Raw genomic sequence first — 18797 nt, forward strand, 5'->3', positions numbered from 1 at the left:
GCCCCGCGAAGGCGCGTCCATGGTACAGATTTCCGTTATCATCCCTTGCAAGAACGAAGCTGACAATATCGTCACCCTTGTCGAAGGCATCGACCGGGCGATGACACCGCTGGCTCCGTTCGAGATTATCGTGGTCGATGACGGCTCGACCGACACAACCGCGGCTGTTCTGACCGACCGCGCCCGTACCATGCCACATCTGCGGCTGATCCGGCATGACCGTTCGGGCGGGCAGTCGGCGGCGGTGCATACCGGGGTGCGCGCGGCCCTTGCGCCGCTGTGTTGCACGCTGGACGGTGACGGGCAGAATCCACCGGAAGAGCTGCCAAAACTGGTCGCACCCCTGCTGGCCGATAGCATAGGGCTGGTTGGCTTGGTTGCCGGGCAGCGGGTGGGACGGCAGGACACCTGGTCGAAAAAGATCGCCTCGCGCTTTGCCAACCGCATCCGGGCTTGGGCTTTGAATGACAACACGCGCGATACCGGCTGCGGGCTGAAGGCGTTCCGCCGTGAAGGGTTTCTGGCGCTGCCCTATTTCGATCACATGCACCGCTATCTGCCTGCGCTGTTCGCCCGTGACGGCTGGCAGATCGCGCATGTCGATGTCAGCCACCGCCAACGCGGGGCAGGGCGGTCGAATTACTCCAACATCCAGCGCGCACTGGTGGGTGTGGTCGATCTGGCAGGGGTCGCATGGCTGCTGCGGCGGCGGAAAAAGTCGCGCGCCTTGCCGGAGAGCCGGACATGATGCACGATCTGTTGCAGCGCTTGGGTGCGGCAAATCCACTGGATGCCATGTGGCTTGCTGTGGGTCTTGTCGGTCAGTTGATGTTTACCGCCCGTTTCATCGTGCAATGGATCGCGTCAGAGCGGGCCGGGAAATCGGTGATGCCGGTGGCTTTCTGGTATCTGTCGATCTTTGGCGGCCTGATCGTGCTGGCTTACGGAATTCACAAGCTGGATCTGGTGATCATTCTGGGTCAATTGCCGGGGGTGATCGTTTACACCCGAAACCTGTGGCTGATCCGCAAGGGGCGCGCGCGTGAACTTGTCTGAAACCGGCTGGCTGCGCCCGGCGCTGGGGCTGGTGCTGGCGGTCGCGCTTCTGCGTTGGACCCTGCTGGCGCTGAACCGCACCGATCTGTTCGTGGATGAGGCGCAGTATTGGCTTTGGGGTCAGCATTTCGCCTTTGGCTACTATTCCAAACCGCCGCTGATTGCCTGGGTCATCGGGGCGGTTACGGGGTTGGTCGGGTCGGATGCGCCGTTCTGGGTGCGTATGCCGGGGGCGGCGTTTCACGGCGCAACCGCGCTGCTTCTTGGGGCCTTGGCCGCACGGGGGGGCAGGGCGCTGGCCTTGTGGACGGTGGCGGCCTATCTGACGCTGCCGATGGTGGCCTTCGGCAGCCTGATCCTGTCCACCGACACGATCATGGCACCGTTTTTTGCGGCGGCTTTGCTGTTTCACGCGCGCCTGATCGAGCGGGGCCGGACCACAGACGCGGTTCTGGCCGGGGTGATGGTTGGGGTGGCCTGTCTTGCGAAATATGCGGGGGTCTATTTTCTGATCGGTGTTGCACTGGCGGCGATCTTGCGGCGCGATCTGCGGATCGGCTGGCGCAATGCCGGGCTGATGGTGCTTGCTTGGGCCGTCACGCTGTCGCCGAACCTGATCTGGAACCTGACCCACGGACTTTCGACCTTTTCGCACACCGCCGACAACATCGGCTGGGTGAAAGAGGACAGCGCCGGACCGGGGCTGAACCCCGCCTCGATGGCGGAATTCGTGGTCAGCCAGTTCGGCGTGATGGGGCCTGTGCTGTTCGGGGCGCTGGTTACCGGGCTTTGGCGCTTTCGGCAGAATGCACAGCTTGCCGCTTTTGCTTTGCCCGCGCTGGCGGTGGTGTCGGTCCAGGCGCTGCTGGACAAGGCCTATGCCAATTGGGCGGTTTCGGCCTATTTCGCGGGAACCGTGCTGGCGATGACCCTGTTGGCCAATCGCCCCCGCCTGCGGCTCGGGGGGGTGGCTATCAATACCTCCCTTGCCCTCGCACTGCCTTTGCTGACGGTGTTCCCCGAAGTCCGTCTGGGTGGCGACCGTCCGTTCCTGTTCCGCTATCTTGGACGGGCCGATCTTAGCCAGCAGATCATCGCATTGGCGCAACAGCCGGGAAATCTGCCCGTGGTTTCGACCGACCGTGATGTGCTGGCCGACCTTTTCTATACCGGGCGGGCCAGCGGCTTGGCCTTTTACGCCCCCCGCCCGCAGGGCAAGCCGCAAAGCCATTATGAACAAAGCTATCCTCTGCCCGCCGATCTGCCGGGGCAGGTGCTGGTTATAACCGGCAGGCCAATGCCCTGTCTTGGCGCGCCTATGCCGCTGAAGGCGGATGGCGGTGCCTTTGCGCGCCGCAACCTTGCCGCCTATGTGGCCGATGCGGCCTGCGCAGGGCAGCTCTGATCCCGCGGCATTGACAAGCGGGGTAGCAGGACGTATCAGCCCCTCACTTCCATGACAGGGGATTCTCTGCCGTGGTGGTCAGAATGCTTGATGTGGTCATGATCCGGGCCTTGGCCCCGATCCTCTGAATCTGCACCGCGTCATCCCCATGGGGATGATTGCGGTTTTGTGTTTTGCGATACGCGCAAGATGCACGTCGAGAAGCAGCGTGCCGGGGTCCGGTACGAGTATTGACAGAGCAACACGAGGAACGTGAATGCCGACTATCCAACAGCTTATCCGCAAGCCGCGGGAAGCCAACGTGCGGAAGTCCAAGTCCCAGCACTTGGAATCCTGCCCGCAAAAGCGTGGGGTTTGCACCCGCGTTTACACCACCACCCCGAAAAAGCCGAACTCCGCTATGCGGAAGGTCGCCAAGGTCCGTCTGACTAATGGCTTCGAGGTCATCTCCTACATCCCCGGCGAGAAGCACAACCTTCAGGAACACTCTGTGGTTCTGATCCGTGGCGGCCGGGTAAAGGACTTGCCGGGCGTGCGTTATCACATCCTTCGTGGTGTTCTGGATACCCAGGGCGTCAAAGACCGTCGTCAGCGTCGTTCGAAGTACGGCGCCAAGCGTCCGAAGTGAGGAGATAACAGATGTCCCGCCGTCACGCCGCAGAGAAGCGCGAAATTCTCCCGGACGCCAAGTTTGGCGACCGCGTCATCACCAAATTCATGAACAACCTGATGCTCGACGGCAAAAAGTCCGTCGCCGAGTCCATCGTCTATGGTGCGCTGGAGCGGGTGCAGACCAAGCTCAAGCGTGAGCCGGTCCAAGCCTTCCACGAAGCGCTGGACAACGTGAAGCCTTCGGTCGAAGTGCGTTCGCGCCGCGTCGGTGGTGCGACCTATCAGGTTCCGGTCGAAGTGCGCACCGAGCGCCGCGAAGCTCTGGCCATCCGCTGGCTGATCATTGCTGCCCGCAAGCGCAACGAAAACACCATGGAAGAGCGTCTGGCCGCCGAATTGTCGGATGCCGTCAACAACCGTGGTACGGCTGTTAAGAAACGCGAAGATACCCACAAGATGGCGGATGCGAACAAAGCATTCAGCCACTACCGCTGGTAAGAGGGCATCATGGCACGCGACTATCCGCTCGAACGCTATCGTAACTTTGGCATCATTGCGCACATTGATGCCGGCAAAACCACGACCTCCGAGCGTATCCTGTATTACACAGGCAAGTCCCACAAGATCGGCGAAGTCCATGACGGCGCCGCGACGATGGACTGGATGGAGCAAGAGCAAGAGCGCGGCATCACCATCACTTCGGCTGCCACGACTACGTTCTGGAACCGTCAGGTTGATTCGACCGCTGGCCTTGGCGACAAGGCGACGAAGTTCCGCTTTAACATCATCGACACCCCCGGCCACGTTGACTTCACCATTGAAGTTGAGCGTTCGCTGGCGGTTCTCGATGGCGCAGTCGTTCTTCTGGACGGCAACGCAGGCGTGGAACCGCAGACCGAAACCGTGTGGCGTCAGGCTGACCGCTACAAGGTTCCGCGGATCGTGTTCGTCAACAAGATGGACAAGACCGGCGCAGACTTCATGAACTGCGTTCGCATGATCAAGGACCGTACCGGCGCGAATGCGATGCCGATCGTTCTTCCGATCGGGGCCGAAGACAAGCTGGAAGGCATCATCGACCTCGTGACCATGGAAGAATGGGTCTATGAGGGCGAAGATCTGGGCGCTTCGTGGAAGCGTCAGCCGATCCGCGCCGAGCTGAAGGATGATGCCGACACTTGGCGTCTGAACCTGATCGAAACCGCCGTGGGTCAGGATGACGCCGCGATGGAAGCCTATCTTGAAGGCAACGAGCCCGACGCCGAAACGCTGCGCGCTCTGATCCGCAAGGGTACGCTGGCGATCGACTTCATCCCGGTGATGGCTGGTTCATCGTTCAAGAACAAGGGCGTGCAGCCCCTGTTGAACGCCGTGATCGACTATCTGCCCTCGCCGCTGGACGTGCCGCCCTACATGGGCTTTGCGCCGGGCGACGAGACCGAAACCCGCAACATCGCGCGTTCGGCCGATGACGATCAGCCCTTCTCGGGTCTGGCGTTCAAGATCATGAACGACCCCTTCGTCGGTTCGCTGACCTTTACCCGGATTTATTCGGGCAAGCTGGCCAAGGGTGATGCGATGATGAACGCGACCAAGCAGCGCAAAGAGCGCGTTGGCCGCATGATGATGATGCACGCGATCGAGCGGGAAGAAATTTCCGAAGCTTTCGCTGGCGACATCATCGCATTGGGCGGTCTGAAGGAAACCACCACGGGCGATACCCTGTGCGATCCGGCGAACCCGGTCGTTCTGGAAACCATGACCTTCCCGGTCCCGGTTATCGAAATCGCGGTGGAACCGAAGACCAAGGCCGACCAGGAAAAGATGGGCATCGCTTTGGCCCGTCTGGCTGCCGAAGACCCGTCCTTCCGTGTGGAGACCGATATTGAATCGGGCCAGACGATCATGAAGGGCATGGGCGAACTTCACCTCGACATCCTCGTTGACCGTATGCGTCGCGAGTTCAAGGTCGAGGCGAACATCGGCGCGCCGCAGGTGGCTTACCGCGAAACCATCTCGCGCGAACATGAGATCGACTACACGCACAAGAAGCAAACCGGCGGTACGGGCCAGTTCGCACGCGTGAAGCTGGTCATCACCCCGACGGAACCGGGCGAAGGGTATTCGTTCGAGACCAAGATCGTGGGTGGTGCGGTGCCAAAGGAATATATCCCCGGCGTCGAAAAGGGCATCAAGTCCGTCATGGACTCGGGCCCCTTGGCTGGCTTCCCGGTGATCGACTTCAAGGTCTCGCTGATCGACGGCGCGTTCCATGACGTTGACTCCTCGGTTCTGGCTTTCGAAATCGCTTCGCGCGCTGCTATGCGCGAAGGTCTGAAGAAAGCCGGTGCGAAACTGCTGGAACCGATCATGAAGGTCGAAGTTGTCACCCCGGAAGAGTACACCGGCGGCGTCATCGGCGACCTGACCTCGCGTCGGGGCATGATCAACGGCCAGGACAGCCGCGGCAACGCGAACGTTATCGCCGCCATGGTCCCGCTGGCCAATATGTTCGGCTACATCAACCAGCTCCGCTCGATGACCTCGGGCCGCGCTGTGTTCTCGATGGAGTTCGACCATTACGACTCGGTACCTGAGAACATCTCTCAGGAAATCCAGAAGAAGTACGCCTGATATTGAGCGGTGGGCGGCAACGCCCACCCTACCCACCGTAGGGAGCGCCCTCGCGCGCCGCCCATGAACCTCAAGGAGATGCCATCATGGCAAAGGCAAAGTTTGAACGTAACAAGCCGCATGTGAACATCGGGACCATTGGTCACGTTGACCATGGCAAGACGACGCTGACGGCTGCGATCACGAAGTATTTCGGTGAATTCCGGGCCTATGACCAGATCGACGGCGCGCCGGAAGAGCGTGCTCGCGGGATCACGATCTCGACGGCTCACGTTGAGTATGAGACGGAAAACCGTCACTATGCGCACGTCGACTGCCCCGGCCACGCCGACTATGTGAAGAACATGATCACCGGTGCGGCGCAGATGGACGGCGCCATTCTGGTTTGCGCCGCTTCGGACGGCCCGATGCCGCAGACCCGCGAGCACATCCTCTTGGGCCGCCAGGTGGGTATCCCCTACATGGTGTGCTACATGAACAAGGTTGACCTTGTTGATGACGAAGAGCTGATCGAGCTGGTCGAGATGGAACTGCGCGAGCTGTTCTCGTCCTACGAATACCCCGGCGATGACATTCCGATCATCAAGGGCTCGGCCCACCAGGCGATGATCGGCGAGCGCAAGGACATCGGCGAGGATTCGATCCGCGCGCTGATGGCTGCGGTTGACTCGTATATCCCGACCCCGGCACGCGCTGTTGACCAGCCGTTCCTGATGCCGATCGAAGACGTGTTCTCGATCTCGGGCCGCGGCACGGTTGTTACGGGGCGTATCGAGCGTGGCGTGATCAACGTCGGCGACGAAGTTGAAATCGTCGGCATCCGCGACACCAAGAAATCGACCTGCACGGGCGTGGAAATGTTCCGCAAGCTGCTGGATCGTGGCGAGGCTGGCGACAACGTCGGCATCCTGCTGCGCGGCATCGACCGTGAAGGCGTGGAACGTGGCCAGGTGCTGTGCAAGCCGAAGTCGGTGAACCCGCACACCAAGTTCGAAGCCGAAGCCTACATCCTGACCAAGGAAGAAGGCGGCCGCCACACCCCGTTCTTCGCGAACTACCGCCCGCAGTTCTACTTCCGCACGACGGACGTGACCGGGACGGTGAAGCTGCCGGAAGGCACGGAAATGGTGATGCCGGGCGACAACCTGAAGTTCGAGGTTGAGCTGATCGCTCCAATCGCGATGGAAGAAAAACTGCGCTTCGCCATCCGCGAAGGCGGCCGCACCGTCGGTGCAGGCGTCGTCGCAAGAATCATCGCCTAAGACAGTCGCGAATCCCCTTTTCAAAGGGGTTCGCACCGTATAGAGCCACCGCGGCGCGCCTTGTTTCAGGGCGCGCCGCAGACCATCAACAATGTGAACCTATGGGCCGGGCCTGTTGCCCCGCCTACGTTCCGAAGGAAGAGCAATGCAAGGTCAGACCATTCGCATCCGCCTCAAGGCCTTCGATTACCGCGTGCTGGATGCTTCCACCGCGGAGATCGTCAATACGGCCAAGCGGACCGGCGCCCAAGTGCGCGGCCCCATCCCGCTGCCGAACAAGATTGAGAAATTCACGGTTCTCCGTGGTCCGCACATCGACAAGAAGTCGCGCGACCAGTGGGAAATCCGGACGCACAAGCGTCTTCTCGACATCGTTGATCCGACCCCCCAGACCGTGGACGCGCTGATGAAGCTCGACCTCGCCGCTGGCGTGGATGTCGAGATCAAAGTGTAAGGGGGGGCAAAAGATGCGCTCTGGAGTTATCGCCAAGAAGCTGGGCATGACCCGGCTGTTCCTGGAGAACGGCACGCAGGTTCCTGTGACCGTCCTTCAACTCGACAATCTGCAAGTGGTCGCACAGCGCACCGCCGACAAGGATGGCTATACCGCCGTTCAGTTGGGCGCAGGTTCGGCCAAGGCCAAGAACACCACCGCCGCGCAGCGCGGCCATTTCGCCAAGGCCAACGTGGCCCCGAAGCGTAAAGTGGCAGAGTTCCGCGTGTCGGCTGACTGCCTGATCGACGTGGGTGCGGAAATCACCGCCGAGCACTATCTGGCTGGCCAGTTCGTGGACATCGCAGGCGTCTCGATCGGTAAAGGCTTTGCCGGTGCGATGAAGCGTCACAACTTCGGTGGTCTGCGGGCCTCTCACGGTGTGTCGGTTTCGCACCGTTCGCACGGCTCTACCGGCCAGTGCCAGGACCCCGGCAAGGTGTTCAAGGGCAAGAAGATGGCTGGCCATCTGGGCGCCGTGCGTGTGACCACGCAGAACCTTCAGGTTGTCAAGACCGACGCCGACCGTGGCCTGATCCTGGTTAAGGGCGCTGTCCCCGGTTCCAAGGGTGGCTGGGTCACCGTCAAGGATGCGGTCAAGAAGCCCGAGGCCAAGGATGCTCCGCGTCCCGCCGCGATCCGCACCGCTGCTGCTCCGGCTGCCGAAGTTGCCGCCGAAGGGGGTGAAGCATGAAACTCGATGTGATCAAACTTGACGGCGGCAAAGCCGGTTCGATCGATCTGGACGAAGCCCTGTTCGGCTTGGAGCCGCGTGCAGACATTCTGCACCGCGTCGTCCGCTGGCAGCGCGCGCGTTCGCAGGCTGGCACCCACTCGGTGCTGACCCGTGCGGAAGTGTCGTACTCGACCAAGAAGATCTATCGCCAGAAGGGCACCGGCGGCGCACGCCACGGGTCCAAGAAGGCTCCGATCTTCCGTCACGGTGGTGTTGTGAAGGGCCCGACCCCGCGCAGCCACGCCCATGACCTGCCGAAAAAGTTCCGTGCCCTGGGCCTGCGCCATGCGCTGTCGGCCAAGGCAAAGGCGGGCGAGCTGGTGATCATTGACAGCCTGGCGCTGTCGGATGCCAAGACCGCCCAACTGGCCAAATCGGTCAAGGAGCTGGGCTGGAAGCGCGTTCTGGTGATCGATGGTGCGACGGTTGACGCGAATTTCGCGCTGGCTGCCCGCAACCTCGATGGCATCGACGTGCTGCCGACCATCGGCGCAAACGTCTACGATATCCTGAAGCGTGACACCCTGGTGATCACCAAGGCGGGTATCGAAGCCCTGGAGGCTCGTCTGAAATGAGCGCGAAACCCGAACACTACGACGTGATCAAGAAGCCGATCATCACCGAAAAGGCCACTATGGCCTCGGAAAATGGTGCGGTGGTTTTTCAGGTCGCCATGGATGCAACCAAGCCGATGATCAAGGAAGCGGTCGAAGCCGTTTTCGGCGTCAAGGTGAAGGCGGTCAACACCACCATCACCAAGGGCAAGGCCAAGAAGTTCCGTGGCCGCGCCGGCGAGCGCAGCGACAAGAAGAAAGCCTATGTGGTGCTTGAAGCAGGCAACACTATCGACGTTTCGACCGGGCTTTGATAGAAGCCCGACGAATCGCACGGCCCCGGGTTTCCGGGGCCGTGGATTTTTCTCGGAATCGGTAACGCTTTTGTAGCGAAACTGAACTTGGGGACCTTCGGGGCCCTATAACCTGGGTCGCTTGCGATCCATCTAGCTGACGGAAGACAGAGAACATGGCACTCAAGTCGTATAAGCCGACTACGCCAGGCCAGCGCGGGCTGGTTCTGATCGACCGTTCGGAGCTGTTTAAAGGTCGGCCTGTCAAAGCCCTTACCGAGGGTTTGCAGAGCCACGGCGGCCGTAACAACACCGGACGGATCACTGTGCGCCACCAGGGCGGCGGGGCAAAGCGCCTCTACCGCATCGTGGACTTCAAGCGCCGCAAGTGGGACGTTCCCGCCACGGTCGAGCGTATTGAATATGACCCCAACCGGACCGCGTTCATCGCTCTGGTGAAATACAACGACGGCGAGCTGGCCTATATCCTGGCTCCGCAGCGTCTGGCCGTGGGTGACTCGGTTGTCGCCGGCGCCAAGACCGACGTCAAACCCGGCAACGCGATGCCCTTCTCGGGCATGCCGATCGGGACGATCGTTCACAACGTCGAACTGAAGCCCGGCAAGGGCGGCCAGTTGGCCCGCGCTGCGGGCACCTATGCCCAGTTCGTCGGCCGTGACGGTTCCTACGCCCAGATCCGCCTGTCCTCGGGCGAGCTGCGCATGGTGCGTCAGGAATGCATGGCCACCATCGGTGCCGTGTCGAACCCCGACAACTCGAACCAGAACTTCGGTAAAGCTGGCCGTATGCGCTATAAGGGCATCCGCCCGACGGTGCGCGGTGTTGCGATGAACCCGATCGACCACCCGCATGGTGGTGGTGAAGGCCGGACCTCTGGTGGCCGTCACCCGGTTACGCCGTGGGGCAAGGGCACCAAGGGCAACAAGACCCGGACGAACAAGACGACTGACAAGTACATTGTCCGCTCGCGTCACGCCAAGAAGAAAGGGCGCTAATCCATGGCACGTTCCATTTGGAAGGGCCCATTCGTCGATGGCTATCTGCTGAAAAAAGCAGAAACCTCGCGCGCGTCGGGCAAAAGCGAAGTGATCAAGATCTGGTCGCGTCGTTCGACGATTCTTCCGCAATTCGTGGGTCTGACCTTCGGTGTCTACAATGGCAAGAAGCACATCCCCGTCGCGGTTTCCGAAGAAATGATCGGCCAGAAGTTCGGTGAATACTCGCCGACCCGGACCTATTACGGTCACGCTGCCGACAAGAAAGCCAAGAGGAAATAAGCCATGGGTAAGGAAAAGAATCCGCGCCGCGTGGCGGAAAACGAAGCGCAGGCCATTGCCCGCATGCTTCGCACCTCGCCGCAAAAGCTGAATCTGGTTGCCGGTCTGATCCGGGGCAAAAAGGTTGACAAGGCTCTGGCCGACCTGACCTTCTCGAAGCGCCGCATTGCGGGCGACGTGAAAAAGGCCCTGCAATCGGCCATCGCCAACGCAGAAAACAACCACGGCCTGGACGTTGACAGCCTTGTCGTCGCCGAAGCCTATGTCGGCAAGAACCTGGTGATGAAGCGTGGCCGTCCGCGCGCGCGTGGCCGGTTCGGCAAGATCATGAAACCGTTCAGCGAGATCACCATCAAGGTGCGTCAAGTCGGGGAGACTGCGTAATGGGTCAGAAAGTCAACCCGATCGGGATGCGGCTGCAAGTCAACCGCACCTGGGACAGCCGCTGGTTCGCCGAGTCGAAAGACTATGGCAACCTGCTTCTGGAAGATCTGCGCATGCGCGAGTTCATCCATGAAGAGTGCAAGCAGGCTGGCGTTTCCCGCGTGATCATCGAGCGTCCGCACAAGAAGTGCCGTGTGACCATTCACACCGCACGTCCGGGCGTGATCATCGGCAAGAAAGGTGCAGACATCGAAGGTCTGCGCAAGAAGCTGACGGTCTTCACCAAGTCTGAACTCCATCTGAACATCGTCGAAGTGCGCAAGCCGGAAATCGACGCCCAACTGGTGGCCGAGTCGATCGCCCAGCAGATGGAGCGCCGGGTGTCCTTCCGTCGCGCGATGAAGCGTGGCGTTCAGAACGCGATGCGCATGGGGGCCCTGGGCATCCGTGTGAACGTGGCTGGTCGTCTGGGTGGTGCGGAAATCGCGCGGACCGAATGGTACCGCGAAGGCCGCGTGCCGCTGCACACGCTGCGTGCCGACATCGACTATGCGCTGTCGGAAGCCTCGACCCCCTATGGGATCATCGGTGTGAAAGTGTGGATCTTCAAAGGCGAAATCCTTGAGCATGATCCGCAGGCCCACGATCGCCGTCTGGCAGAAGCCGCTGACGCTCCGGCGCCGCGCGGTCCGCGCCGTGACCGCGAGCGCGAACGCGCGTAAGGAGTAGAAAAGATGCTGCAACCAAAGCGCACTAAGTTCCGCAAGATGCACAAGGGCCGCATCCATGGCGAAGCCAAGGGTGGGTTCCTGCTGAACTTCGGGTCGTTCGCCCTGAAAGCGACCGAACCGGAGCGTGTGACGGCGCGTCAGATCGAAGCGGCCCGCCGCGCGATCACCCGCCACATGAAGCGTCAGGGTCGTGTCTGGATCCGGATTTTCCCGGATGTTCCGGTCTCGGCCAAGCCTGTCGAAGTTCGTATGGGTAAGGGCAAAGGTTCGACCGATTACTGGGCGGCCAAGGTCAAACCCGGCCGGATCATGTTCGAGATCGACGGCGTGAACGAAGAAATCGCGCGTGAGGCCCTGCGCCTTGGCGCGATGAAGCTGCCGGTCACCACCCGTATCGTGGCCAAGGAAGACTGGTAAATCCGGTCGGCCCTGCGCCGTGAAAGTATCGGCCCCCGGCGCGCAATCGCCGGGGGCTTTTCGTTGGCGGATGTTCATGCCAGCGCGGCAATGCTAGACAGCGCCCAACGCGCCCATCCGTGAGAGACCGCCATGCCCGAAATCACCTCGCTTTTCGTCACCCGCCTTTACCGCTCTGCCCTGAATGACCTTGCGAAAAAGAAGGTCAATTATGACGAGCTGCGCTCTTCCTGCGACGCCATCGCCGAAGATGACGACGCCGGGCAGGAATGGTGCGAGGCCAATGGCTATCCGGGCTATACCAGCTATGCCTCGCTGGATGACCTGCCCTGGCGGTTCCCGATCTTTGGCGATCTGGAAAAGGCGCTGGATAAACACGTCGCGGCCTTTTGCGACGATCTGGGCTTTGACCTTCAGGGCAAAAAGCTGAAGTGCAATTCGCTCTGGATCAACATCCTGCCCGAAGGCGGCACCCACGCCAGCCACATTCACCCCCATTCGGTGATTTCCGGCACGACCTATGTGGCGATGCCCGAAGGCACCAGCGCCCTGAAACTGGAAGACCCGCGCCTGCCGATGATGATGATGGCGCCCGTGGTGCGCAAGAACGCGGGGCAGGAGCTCCAGCGGTTCGTCTATGTGCAGCCCAAGGTCGGTGATGTGTTGCTGTGGGAAAGCTGGCTGCGCCATGAGGTGCCGATGAACATGGCCGAGGATGAGCGGATTTCGGTGAGTTTCAACTATGGGTGGGCATAGCATTGCTCGAAGGTCTAGCCCTTCTAGCGATCTCAATGCTGGCGATGTTGCTTGGCGGATTGTGCCGTAGCAACGCCGCAAGATTTCTGCTTTGCGGTTGGGCGATCCTTCCGCTTGTTGGGGCCATAGGGTTCTTGGTGTTTTGGGCGCTTCGGTGTGACGTGGATTGGCTAAAGGGGAATCTCTGTTCTCAGGTTGGTTTGGTCAGAAGCGGAGTTGCCGTGACGTTATTTAGTGTGGGGGCGGGCGCCATTCTGGTCGTTCCCATTGCGATAATCTCTGCGTTCCTTGAGCGCATGGTCCGCCGAGATCAATGTCGCACATGAAGGCTGCTGACACCTGTAGGTCTTCCGGTCGCCGGACAACTTCCCCCTTGCCACCCCAGCCCTTCCCCCCTATACGGGCGCATCCACGGCTCCGGGGCGACTCGGATTCGGTGGTTTGTCATTGATCCGCCAGGTCTCCGGTGACCCTTTCAACAGGGGGCCGTCTGGCGATTGTCAAAAGGAAAAGGCGCATGACCGCCAAGGAACTGATCGGGAAGACCCCCGACCAACTGCGTGACAGCCTTGTCGCGCTGAAGAAAGAAGCCTTCAACCTGCGTTTCCAGCAGGCCACGAACCAGTTGGAAAACACCGCCCGCATGAAGGCCGTCCGTCGTGACGTGGCCCGCATCAAGACGGTGCTGAACGCCAAAGCCGCTGAAGCCGCGAAGTAAGAGGACCGACAAATGCCCAAGCGTATCCTGCAAGGTGTCGTGACCTCGGACAAGAACGAGCAGACCATCACCGTTCTCGTCGAGCGCCGCTTCAAGCACCCGCTGCTGCAAAAGACCGTCCGTAAGTCCAAGAAGTACCGGGCTCACGACGAAGCAAACAAGTTCAAGGTCGGTGACACCGTTCGCATTGAAGAGTGCGCGCCGATTTCGAAGACCAAGCGTTGGACGGTCGTTGTCGAGGCGTAAGCCAGACGTAACCGGTCAGCGATGATCGAAACCCTGGGGCGCTGTCTGCACGGCGTCCCCAAAGGTCGGGAGAAACCAAATGATCCAGATGCAGACGAATCTGGATGTAGCTGACAACTCCGGCGCTCGCCGAGTTCAGTGCATCAAGGTTCTTGGCGGTTCGCACCGCCGTTATGCTTCGGTCGGCGACATCATCGTGGTGTCGGTGAAAGAAGCGATTCCTAAGGGCCGCGTGAAGAAGGGTGACGTGCATAAAGCCGTCGTCGTTCGCACCGCCAAGGAAGTTCGCCGTGAAGATGGCACCGCGATCCGGTTCGACCGGAACGCTGCCGTCATTCTGAACAAGCAGATGGAGCCGGTCGGCACCCGTATCTTCGGGCCGGTCGTGCGTGAACTGCGTGCGAAGAACTTCATGAAGATCATCTCGCTTGCGCCGGAGGTGCTGTAATGGCTGCGAAACTCCGCAAGGGTGATACGGTCGTCGTGCTGACCGGCAAGGACAAGGGCAAGAAGGGTGAAATCACCTCGGTCTCGCCCAAGGACAACAAGGCCGTGGTCGAGGGCGTGAACGTCGCCATCCGCCACACCAAACAGTCGCAGACCTCGCAAGGCGGCCGCCTGGCCAAGGCCCTGCCGATCGATCTGTCGAACCTGTCGGCCGTTGACAAGAACGGCAAGGCAACCCGCGTCGGCTTCCGCATGGAAGGCGACAAGAAGGTTCGCTACGCCAAGACCACCGGGGAGGCGATCTGATGCTGGATCAAGCCACTTACACCCCGCGCCTCAAGGCGCTGTACAAGTCGTCCTACCGGGCCGCTCTGAAAGAAGAGTTCGCCTACAAGAACGACATGATGATCCCGCGTCTGGACAAGATCGTCCTGAACATGGGCGTCGGCGAAGCCGTCAAAGATACCAAGAAGGTCAAGCAGGCCGCCGAGGAACTGACGCTGATCGCCGGCCAGAAGGCTGTCATCACCAAGGCCAAGAAGTCGATCGCCGGCTTCCGCGTCCGTGAAGAGATGCCGCTGGGCACCAAGGTCACCCTGCGCGGCGACCGGATGTATGAATTCCTCGACCGTCTGGTCAACGTGGCTCTGCCCCGCGTCCGCGACTTCCGCGGCGTGAAAGGCAACTCGTTTGATGGCCGCGGCAACTACGCGATGGGTTTGAAAGAACACATCGTGTTCCCCGAGATCAACTTCGACAAGGTCGATGAAGTTCTCGGCATGGACATCATCATCTGCACCACCGCGAAGACCGACGCGGAAGCCAAGGCGCTGCTGAAGCTTTTCAGCATGCCCTTCTCCAACTGACGCGCGAGGAAAAACTCATGGCAAAGAAATCCATGGTGAACCGCGAAGTGAAGCGCGCCAAGCTGGTCAAGCAACATGCTGCCAAGCGCGCCGCACTGAAGACGGTCATCCACGACCAGGCAAAGCCGATCGAAGAGCGCTTCAAGGCGACTCAGAAGCTGGCCCAGCTGCCCCGCAACTCCTCCGCCACCCGGCTGCACAACCGCTGCCAGCTGACGGGCCGTCCGCATGCGTTCTATCGCAAGCTCAAACTCAGCCGCATCATGCTGCGTGAACTGGCCTCGTTCGGTCAGATCCCCGGCATGGTCAAGTCGAGCTGGTAAGGAGATCGCACGATGTCGATGAACGATCCTATCGGCGATATGCTGACCCGCATTCGCAACGCCTCGATGCGTGGCAAGTCCACCGTCGTGTCGCCCGCTTCGACGCTGCGCGCCCGTGTTCTGGACGTGCTGCTGTCGGAAGGCTACATCCGTGGCTATGAAAAGAAAGCCACGGCCAATGGCCAGGGCGAGTTTGAAATCAGCCTCAAGTACTACGAAGGCACCCCGGTGATCCGCGAAGTCAAGCGCGTGTCGAAGCCCGGTCGTCGTGTGTACATGGGCGTCAAGGAAATCCCTACGGTCCGCAATGGCCTGGGTGTCTCCATCGTCTCGACGCCCAAGGGCGTCATGTCGGATGCAAATGCACGCGCGGCCAATGTTGGCGGCGAAGTGCTTTGCACCGTATTCTGAGGAGGGGTCCATGTCTCGTATCGGCAGAAAACCCGTAGAGCTGGTCAAGGGCGTTTCGGCGTCCCTGTCCGGCCAGACCATCGAAGTGAAGGGTCCGAAAGGCACCCGTTCGTTCACCGCTGGCGACGACGTGACCATCACGATCGAAGCCGAAGCTGTGAAGGTCACGCCGCGTGGTCTCTCCAAGCGCGCTCGTCAACAGTGGGGCATGACCCGCTCGATGATCCAGAACTTGGTGACTGGCGTCACCACCGGCTTCAAGTCGGATCTGGAAATTCAGGGCGTTGGTTACCGCGCCGCTGTTCAGGGCAACATCCTGAAGCTTTCGCTGGGCTACAGCCACGAAGTGAATTTCGAAGTGCCGAAAGGGGTCACCGTGACCTCGACGAAGCCGACCGAAATTTCGGTGGAAGGTATTGACCAGCAACAAGTCGGCCAAGTGGCAGCGAACATCCGCGAATGGCGTCGTCCCGAGCCCTATAAGGGCAAGGGTATCCGCTATAAGGGCGAGTTCGTCTTCCGCAAGGAAGGCAAGAAGAAGTAAGGGGCGCAAAAATGGCTTTGAACAAACGAGAGCTGTTCCTCAAGCGCCGCCTGCGCGTACGGAACAAAATCAAGGCGACGTCGGCTGGCCGTCTTCGTCTTTCGGTGCACCGCTCGTCCAAGAACATCTCGGTCCAGTTGATCGACGATGCCAAGGGCGTGACCGTTGCGGCAGCCTCCACCCTGGAGAAAGATCTGGGTGTGGTCGGTCAGAACAACGTCGAAGCGGCGGCCAAGGTTGGCGCGGCAATTGCCGAGCGGGCCAAGAAGGCTGGCGTGGAAGAGTGCTACTTCGACCGCGGTGGCTTCCTGTTTCACGGCAAGATCAAGGCTTTGGCCGATGCTGCCCGTGAAGGTGGCCTGAAGTTCTAAAATCAGCGGGCGGCGCGTCTTATGGATGCGCCGCCCCGATGATCCGGGCCCCGGACCTGATCCGGCGCACCAGGATTGGTGACACCGGCGCTGCGCGCGCCACCAGTGAAGGAATGCCTTATGGCAGAACGTGAAAACCGCCGGGACAATCGTGGGGGCAATGACCGCCGCGACAACCGTCCCGAGGAAACCCCGGAATTCGCCGACCGTCTGGTCGCGATCAACCGTGTTTCGAAAACCGTAAAGGGTGGCAAGCGCTTTGGCTTTGCAGCCTTGGTCGTGGTCGGTGACCAGCGTGGTCGCGTCGGCTTTGGCAAGGGCAAGGCCAAGGAAGTGCCGGAAGCGATCCGCAAGGCGACCGAGCAGGCCAAGCGCTCGCTCATCCGCGTGCCGCTGAAGGACGCCCGCACCCTGCACCACGACATGGAAGGCCGTCATGGCGCTGGTAAAGTCGTGATGCGGACGGCTGTTGCCGGTACGGGCATCATCGCCGGTGGCCCGATGCGCGCCGTGTTCGAAATGCTGGGCATTCAGGACGTCGTGGCCAAGTCGATCGGGTCGCAGAACCCCTACAACATGATCCGCGCGACCATTGATGGTCTGAAGTCGGAAACCTCGCCCCGTCAGGTTGCGGCTCGCCGCGGCAAGAAAGTGGCCGAGATTCTGAAGAAGCCCGAAGCTGAAGCAGTGGAGGCTTGATCATGGCTGCGAAGAAAACCGAGGCTCCGGCCAAGAAGACCATCGTGGTCAAGCAGGTGGCTTCCGCCGCCCGCCGCCCTGCCGTTCAGACCGCGACCCTCAAGGGGCTGGGCCTGAACAAGATGAACCGCACCCGCGAGCTGGAAGATACCCCGGCTGTGCGCGGCATGGTCAACAAGATCGCGCATCTGGTGCAGATCATCGAAGAGCGAGGCTAAAACCAAGCTGCGTGCATAGCACGCTTCTGCCGCAGAAATCAGGCACCCCGGTCGCAAGGCCGGGGTGTTTGCGTTTGTCGATGTCGCAATCTTGCTCCCGAATCCCTGACGTTGGGGTAAGCTGCCCCCGTTGCCATCCGGCACATTCCTTTGGGAGGAGGACAAAATGGCGGAACTCAACGGCGGCTGCGCCCATGTGCATACCCATGCCAAGGCAGGCCCGATCGACAACCACGTTTGCCACTGCAACGTCTGCAAGGGTGTGACGGGACAGCAGACGACGCATGTTGCCTTCTTCAACTATGCTGATCTGGAGGTGGATCATCCCGAAAAGCTGAAGCGGGTGCCTTTCAACAAGGACAACCCCGACGGCCCGCTGGAAATCTGCCTTTGCACCGATTGCGGGGTGGCGATCATGCTGGACGACAAGCAGCACCGAATCCGTGTCGCCGTGCCGAATGTGATGGGCTATGACGACGCCAATTTCCCCAAGGCGACTTATCACGCGTTCTATGACACGTCGAAGGGCTATGCGAAGCCCGATGACGGCCGCCCGGTGTATGAAGGACTGCGGCCGGACTTTGTGTGGCCCAAGGGGGCATGACACAATGCGGGATGGGCCATAACTGCCGCCCATCCCGCGCTTGCAAAGATGTGAGCCGCCCTCTATACGCCCCCGGTGGCCACAAAGGTCACGACTCACAATCAAGAAAAGCCGTGGTCGCCCCGTTTTCGCTTCGGGGGCGTTTCCGGCAAGGAGAAGCGACATGAAACTGAATGAACTCCGCGACAACGACGGCGCGGCCAAAAAGCAGAAACGCGTTGCCCGTGGTCCCGGTTCGGGCAAGGGCAAGACTGCTGGCCGTGGTATCAAGGGCCAGAAATCGCGTTCGGGCGTGGCTTTGGGTGGTTACGAAGGCGGCCAGATGCCGCTGTACCGCCGCCTGCCGAAGCGCGGCTTCAACAAGCCGAACAAGCTGCATTACTCGGTGGTCAACCTGGGCCTGATCCAGAAGTTCATCGAAGCCGGCAAGCTGGACATTAAGGCAGAGATCACCGAGGACGCGCTGGTTGCAGCCGGCCTGACCGCGATCAAGCGCGACGGTATCCGCATTCTGGCCAAGGGTGAAATCAAGTCGGCGGTCAAGCTGAGCGTCACCGGCGCTTCGGCTTCGGCGGTCGAGGCGATCAAGGCTGCGGGCGGTTCGATCACTGTCAAGGCCGATGCGGCGGAATAACGGGTTGTGAGCGGACGCAAGACCGCTTAAATCCATCCAAGTTTTCCCGCGCCGCCGACCGGAGAACGGTTCGGCGGCGCAGTCA

Annotated in this window: 30 protein-coding genes; all 30 read left to right on the top strand. The window is 60.8% G+C overall.

What is annotated here, in order from left to right; all coding sequences use genetic code 11:
- Nucleotides 1–19 precede the first annotated feature (19 nt).
- The 30 genes from JI744_RS09825 to rplO all read left to right on the top strand — a co-directional run bounded on the left by JI744_RS09825 (nt 20) and on the right by rplO (nt 18712).
- Nucleotides 20–748, top strand: coding sequence for a glycosyltransferase family 2 protein (locus JI744_RS09825; RefSeq protein WP_202660129.1), 729 nt, complete (start codon nt 20–22; stop codon nt 746–748).
- A complete protein-coding gene (locus tag JI744_RS09830) occupies nt 745–1056 on the top strand; it encodes a lipid-A-disaccharide synthase N-terminal domain-containing protein (RefSeq protein WP_202660131.1) in 312 nt (103 codons plus the stop codon). The genes JI744_RS09825 and JI744_RS09830 overlap by 4 nt, the downstream gene beginning before the upstream one ends.
- Nucleotides 1043–2461: an ArnT family glycosyltransferase gene (locus tag JI744_RS09835; RefSeq protein ID WP_202660133.1), complete on the top strand. Its 1419-nt coding sequence runs from the start codon at nt 1043–1045 to the stop codon at nt 2459–2461. Before JI744_RS09830 ends, JI744_RS09835 begins: the two co-directional genes overlap by 14 nt.
- A gap of 256 nt (nt 2462–2717) precedes the next feature.
- Nucleotides 2718–3089 carry a 30S ribosomal protein S12 gene (rpsL, locus tag JI744_RS09840; protein WP_165014620.1) on the top strand — a complete coding sequence of 124 codons (372 nt, stop codon included), beginning with the start codon at nt 2718–2720 and terminating at the stop codon, nt 3087–3089.
- An 11-nt stretch (nt 3090–3100) separates the two neighbouring features.
- A complete protein-coding gene (gene rpsG, locus JI744_RS09845) occupies nt 3101–3571 on the top strand; it encodes a 30S ribosomal protein S7 (RefSeq protein ID WP_202660140.1) in 471 nt (156 codons plus the stop codon).
- A 9-nt stretch (nt 3572–3580) separates the two neighbouring features.
- Nucleotides 3581–5707, top strand: coding sequence for an elongation factor G (gene fusA / locus JI744_RS09850; RefSeq protein WP_202660142.1), 2127 nt, complete (start codon nt 3581–3583; stop codon nt 5705–5707).
- Between the two features lie 86 nt (nt 5708–5793).
- A complete protein-coding gene (gene tuf / locus JI744_RS09855) occupies nt 5794–6969 on the top strand; it encodes an elongation factor Tu (protein WP_202660101.1) in 1176 nt (391 codons plus the stop codon).
- Nucleotides 6970–7114: 145 nt separating this feature from the next.
- Nucleotides 7115–7423: a 30S ribosomal protein S10 gene (gene rpsJ, locus JI744_RS09860; RefSeq protein ID WP_068305476.1), complete on the top strand. Its 309-nt coding sequence runs from the start codon at nt 7115–7117 to the stop codon at nt 7421–7423.
- Between the two features lie 13 nt (nt 7424–7436).
- Nucleotides 7437–8156: a 50S ribosomal protein L3 gene (rplC, locus tag JI744_RS09865; protein ID WP_202660144.1), complete on the top strand. Its 720-nt coding sequence runs from the start codon at nt 7437–7439 to the stop codon at nt 8154–8156.
- Complete coding sequence (rplD, locus tag JI744_RS09870; protein WP_202660145.1) at nt 8153–8773, top strand: 50S ribosomal protein L4; 621 nt, start codon at nt 8153–8155, stop codon at nt 8771–8773. Before rplC ends, rplD begins: the two co-directional genes overlap by 4 nt.
- Nucleotides 8770–9066 carry a 50S ribosomal protein L23 gene (locus JI744_RS09875; protein WP_202660147.1) on the top strand — a complete coding sequence of 99 codons (297 nt, stop codon included), beginning with the start codon at nt 8770–8772 and terminating at the stop codon, nt 9064–9066. Before rplD ends, JI744_RS09875 begins: the two co-directional genes overlap by 4 nt.
- Before the next feature lie 155 nt (nt 9067–9221).
- Entirely contained in the window at nt 9222–10061 is an 840-nt protein-coding gene (gene rplB, locus JI744_RS09880) for a 50S ribosomal protein L2 (RefSeq protein ID WP_202660149.1), read from the top strand.
- Between the two features lie 3 nt (nt 10062–10064).
- Nucleotides 10065–10343: a 30S ribosomal protein S19 gene (gene rpsS, locus JI744_RS09885; RefSeq protein ID WP_202660151.1), complete on the top strand. Its 279-nt coding sequence runs from the start codon at nt 10065–10067 to the stop codon at nt 10341–10343.
- A gap of 3 nt (nt 10344–10346) precedes the next feature.
- Nucleotides 10347–10727, top strand: coding sequence for a 50S ribosomal protein L22 (gene rplV / locus JI744_RS09890; protein WP_202660159.1), 381 nt, complete (start codon nt 10347–10349; stop codon nt 10725–10727).
- The gene (rpsC, locus tag JI744_RS09895) at nt 10727–11449 is read left to right on the top strand and encodes a 30S ribosomal protein S3 (RefSeq protein ID WP_202660161.1); all 723 of its coding nucleotides are present in this window, start codon (nt 10727–10729) and stop codon (nt 11447–11449) included. Before rplV ends, rpsC begins: the two co-directional genes overlap by 1 nt.
- Nucleotides 11450–11461: 12 nt before the next feature.
- Complete coding sequence (rplP, locus tag JI744_RS09900) at nt 11462–11875, top strand: 50S ribosomal protein L16 (RefSeq protein ID WP_202660172.1); 414 nt, start codon at nt 11462–11464, stop codon at nt 11873–11875.
- Between the two features lie 132 nt (nt 11876–12007).
- Complete coding sequence (locus tag JI744_RS09905) at nt 12008–12631, top strand: TIGR02466 family protein (protein ID WP_202660174.1); 624 nt, start codon at nt 12008–12010, stop codon at nt 12629–12631.
- Nucleotides 12632–13148: 517 nt separating this feature from the next.
- Nucleotides 13149–13349 carry a 50S ribosomal protein L29 gene (gene rpmC / locus JI744_RS09910; RefSeq protein ID WP_202660176.1) on the top strand — a complete coding sequence of 67 codons (201 nt, stop codon included), beginning with the start codon at nt 13149–13151 and terminating at the stop codon, nt 13347–13349.
- Between the two features lie 12 nt (nt 13350–13361).
- On the top strand, nt 13362–13595 hold the full coding sequence (rpsQ, locus tag JI744_RS09915; protein ID WP_174212194.1) for a 30S ribosomal protein S17: 234 nt from the start codon (nt 13362–13364) through the stop codon (nt 13593–13595).
- A 79-nt stretch (nt 13596–13674) separates the two neighbouring features.
- Entirely contained in the window at nt 13675–14043 is a 369-nt protein-coding gene (gene rplN, locus JI744_RS09920) for a 50S ribosomal protein L14 (RefSeq protein ID WP_202660178.1), read from the top strand.
- The gene (gene rplX, locus JI744_RS09925; protein ID WP_202660180.1) at nt 14043–14348 is read left to right on the top strand and encodes a 50S ribosomal protein L24; all 306 of its coding nucleotides are present in this window, start codon (nt 14043–14045) and stop codon (nt 14346–14348) included. The genes rplN and rplX overlap by 1 nt, the downstream gene beginning before the upstream one ends.
- Nucleotides 14348–14908, top strand: a complete 561-nt coding sequence (gene rplE / locus JI744_RS09930; protein WP_202660182.1) for a 50S ribosomal protein L5 — start codon at nt 14348–14350, stop codon at nt 14906–14908. Before rplX ends, rplE begins: the two co-directional genes overlap by 1 nt.
- Before the next feature lie 17 nt (nt 14909–14925).
- On the top strand, nt 14926–15231 hold the full coding sequence (gene rpsN, locus JI744_RS09935; protein WP_202660192.1) for a 30S ribosomal protein S14: 306 nt from the start codon (nt 14926–14928) through the stop codon (nt 15229–15231).
- Between the two features lie 12 nt (nt 15232–15243).
- On the top strand, nt 15244–15642 hold the full coding sequence (rpsH, locus tag JI744_RS09940; protein WP_202660194.1) for a 30S ribosomal protein S8: 399 nt from the start codon (nt 15244–15246) through the stop codon (nt 15640–15642).
- 10 nt (nt 15643–15652) lie between these two features.
- Nucleotides 15653–16186 (top strand): 50S ribosomal protein L6, encoded by a 534-nt coding sequence (rplF, locus tag JI744_RS09945; RefSeq protein ID WP_202660196.1) that lies wholly within the window; start codon nt 15653–15655, stop codon nt 16184–16186.
- Nucleotides 16187–16197: 11 nt separating this feature from the next.
- Nucleotides 16198–16557 (top strand): 50S ribosomal protein L18, encoded by a 360-nt coding sequence (rplR, locus tag JI744_RS09950; protein WP_202660198.1) that lies wholly within the window; start codon nt 16198–16200, stop codon nt 16555–16557.
- 120 nt (nt 16558–16677) lie between these two features.
- Nucleotides 16678–17256, top strand: a complete 579-nt coding sequence (gene rpsE, locus JI744_RS09955; RefSeq protein ID WP_202660200.1) for a 30S ribosomal protein S5 — start codon at nt 16678–16680, stop codon at nt 17254–17256.
- Between the two features lie 2 nt (nt 17257–17258).
- Nucleotides 17259–17474 carry a 50S ribosomal protein L30 gene (gene rpmD / locus JI744_RS09960; protein ID WP_202660201.1) on the top strand — a complete coding sequence of 72 codons (216 nt, stop codon included), beginning with the start codon at nt 17259–17261 and terminating at the stop codon, nt 17472–17474.
- Between the two features lie 166 nt (nt 17475–17640).
- Nucleotides 17641–18078 carry a GFA family protein gene (locus JI744_RS09965; RefSeq protein ID WP_202660209.1) on the top strand — a complete coding sequence of 146 codons (438 nt, stop codon included), beginning with the start codon at nt 17641–17643 and terminating at the stop codon, nt 18076–18078.
- Between the two features lie 163 nt (nt 18079–18241).
- Nucleotides 18242–18712 (top strand): 50S ribosomal protein L15, encoded by a 471-nt coding sequence (gene rplO, locus JI744_RS09970; RefSeq protein WP_202660211.1) that lies wholly within the window; start codon nt 18242–18244, stop codon nt 18710–18712.
- Nucleotides 18713–18797 lie beyond the last annotated feature (85 nt).

The sequence above is a fragment of the Fuscibacter oryzae genome (assembly GCF_016765795.1).
Lineage (GTDB): Bacteria > Pseudomonadota > Alphaproteobacteria > Rhodobacterales > Rhodobacteraceae > Fuscibacter > Fuscibacter oryzae.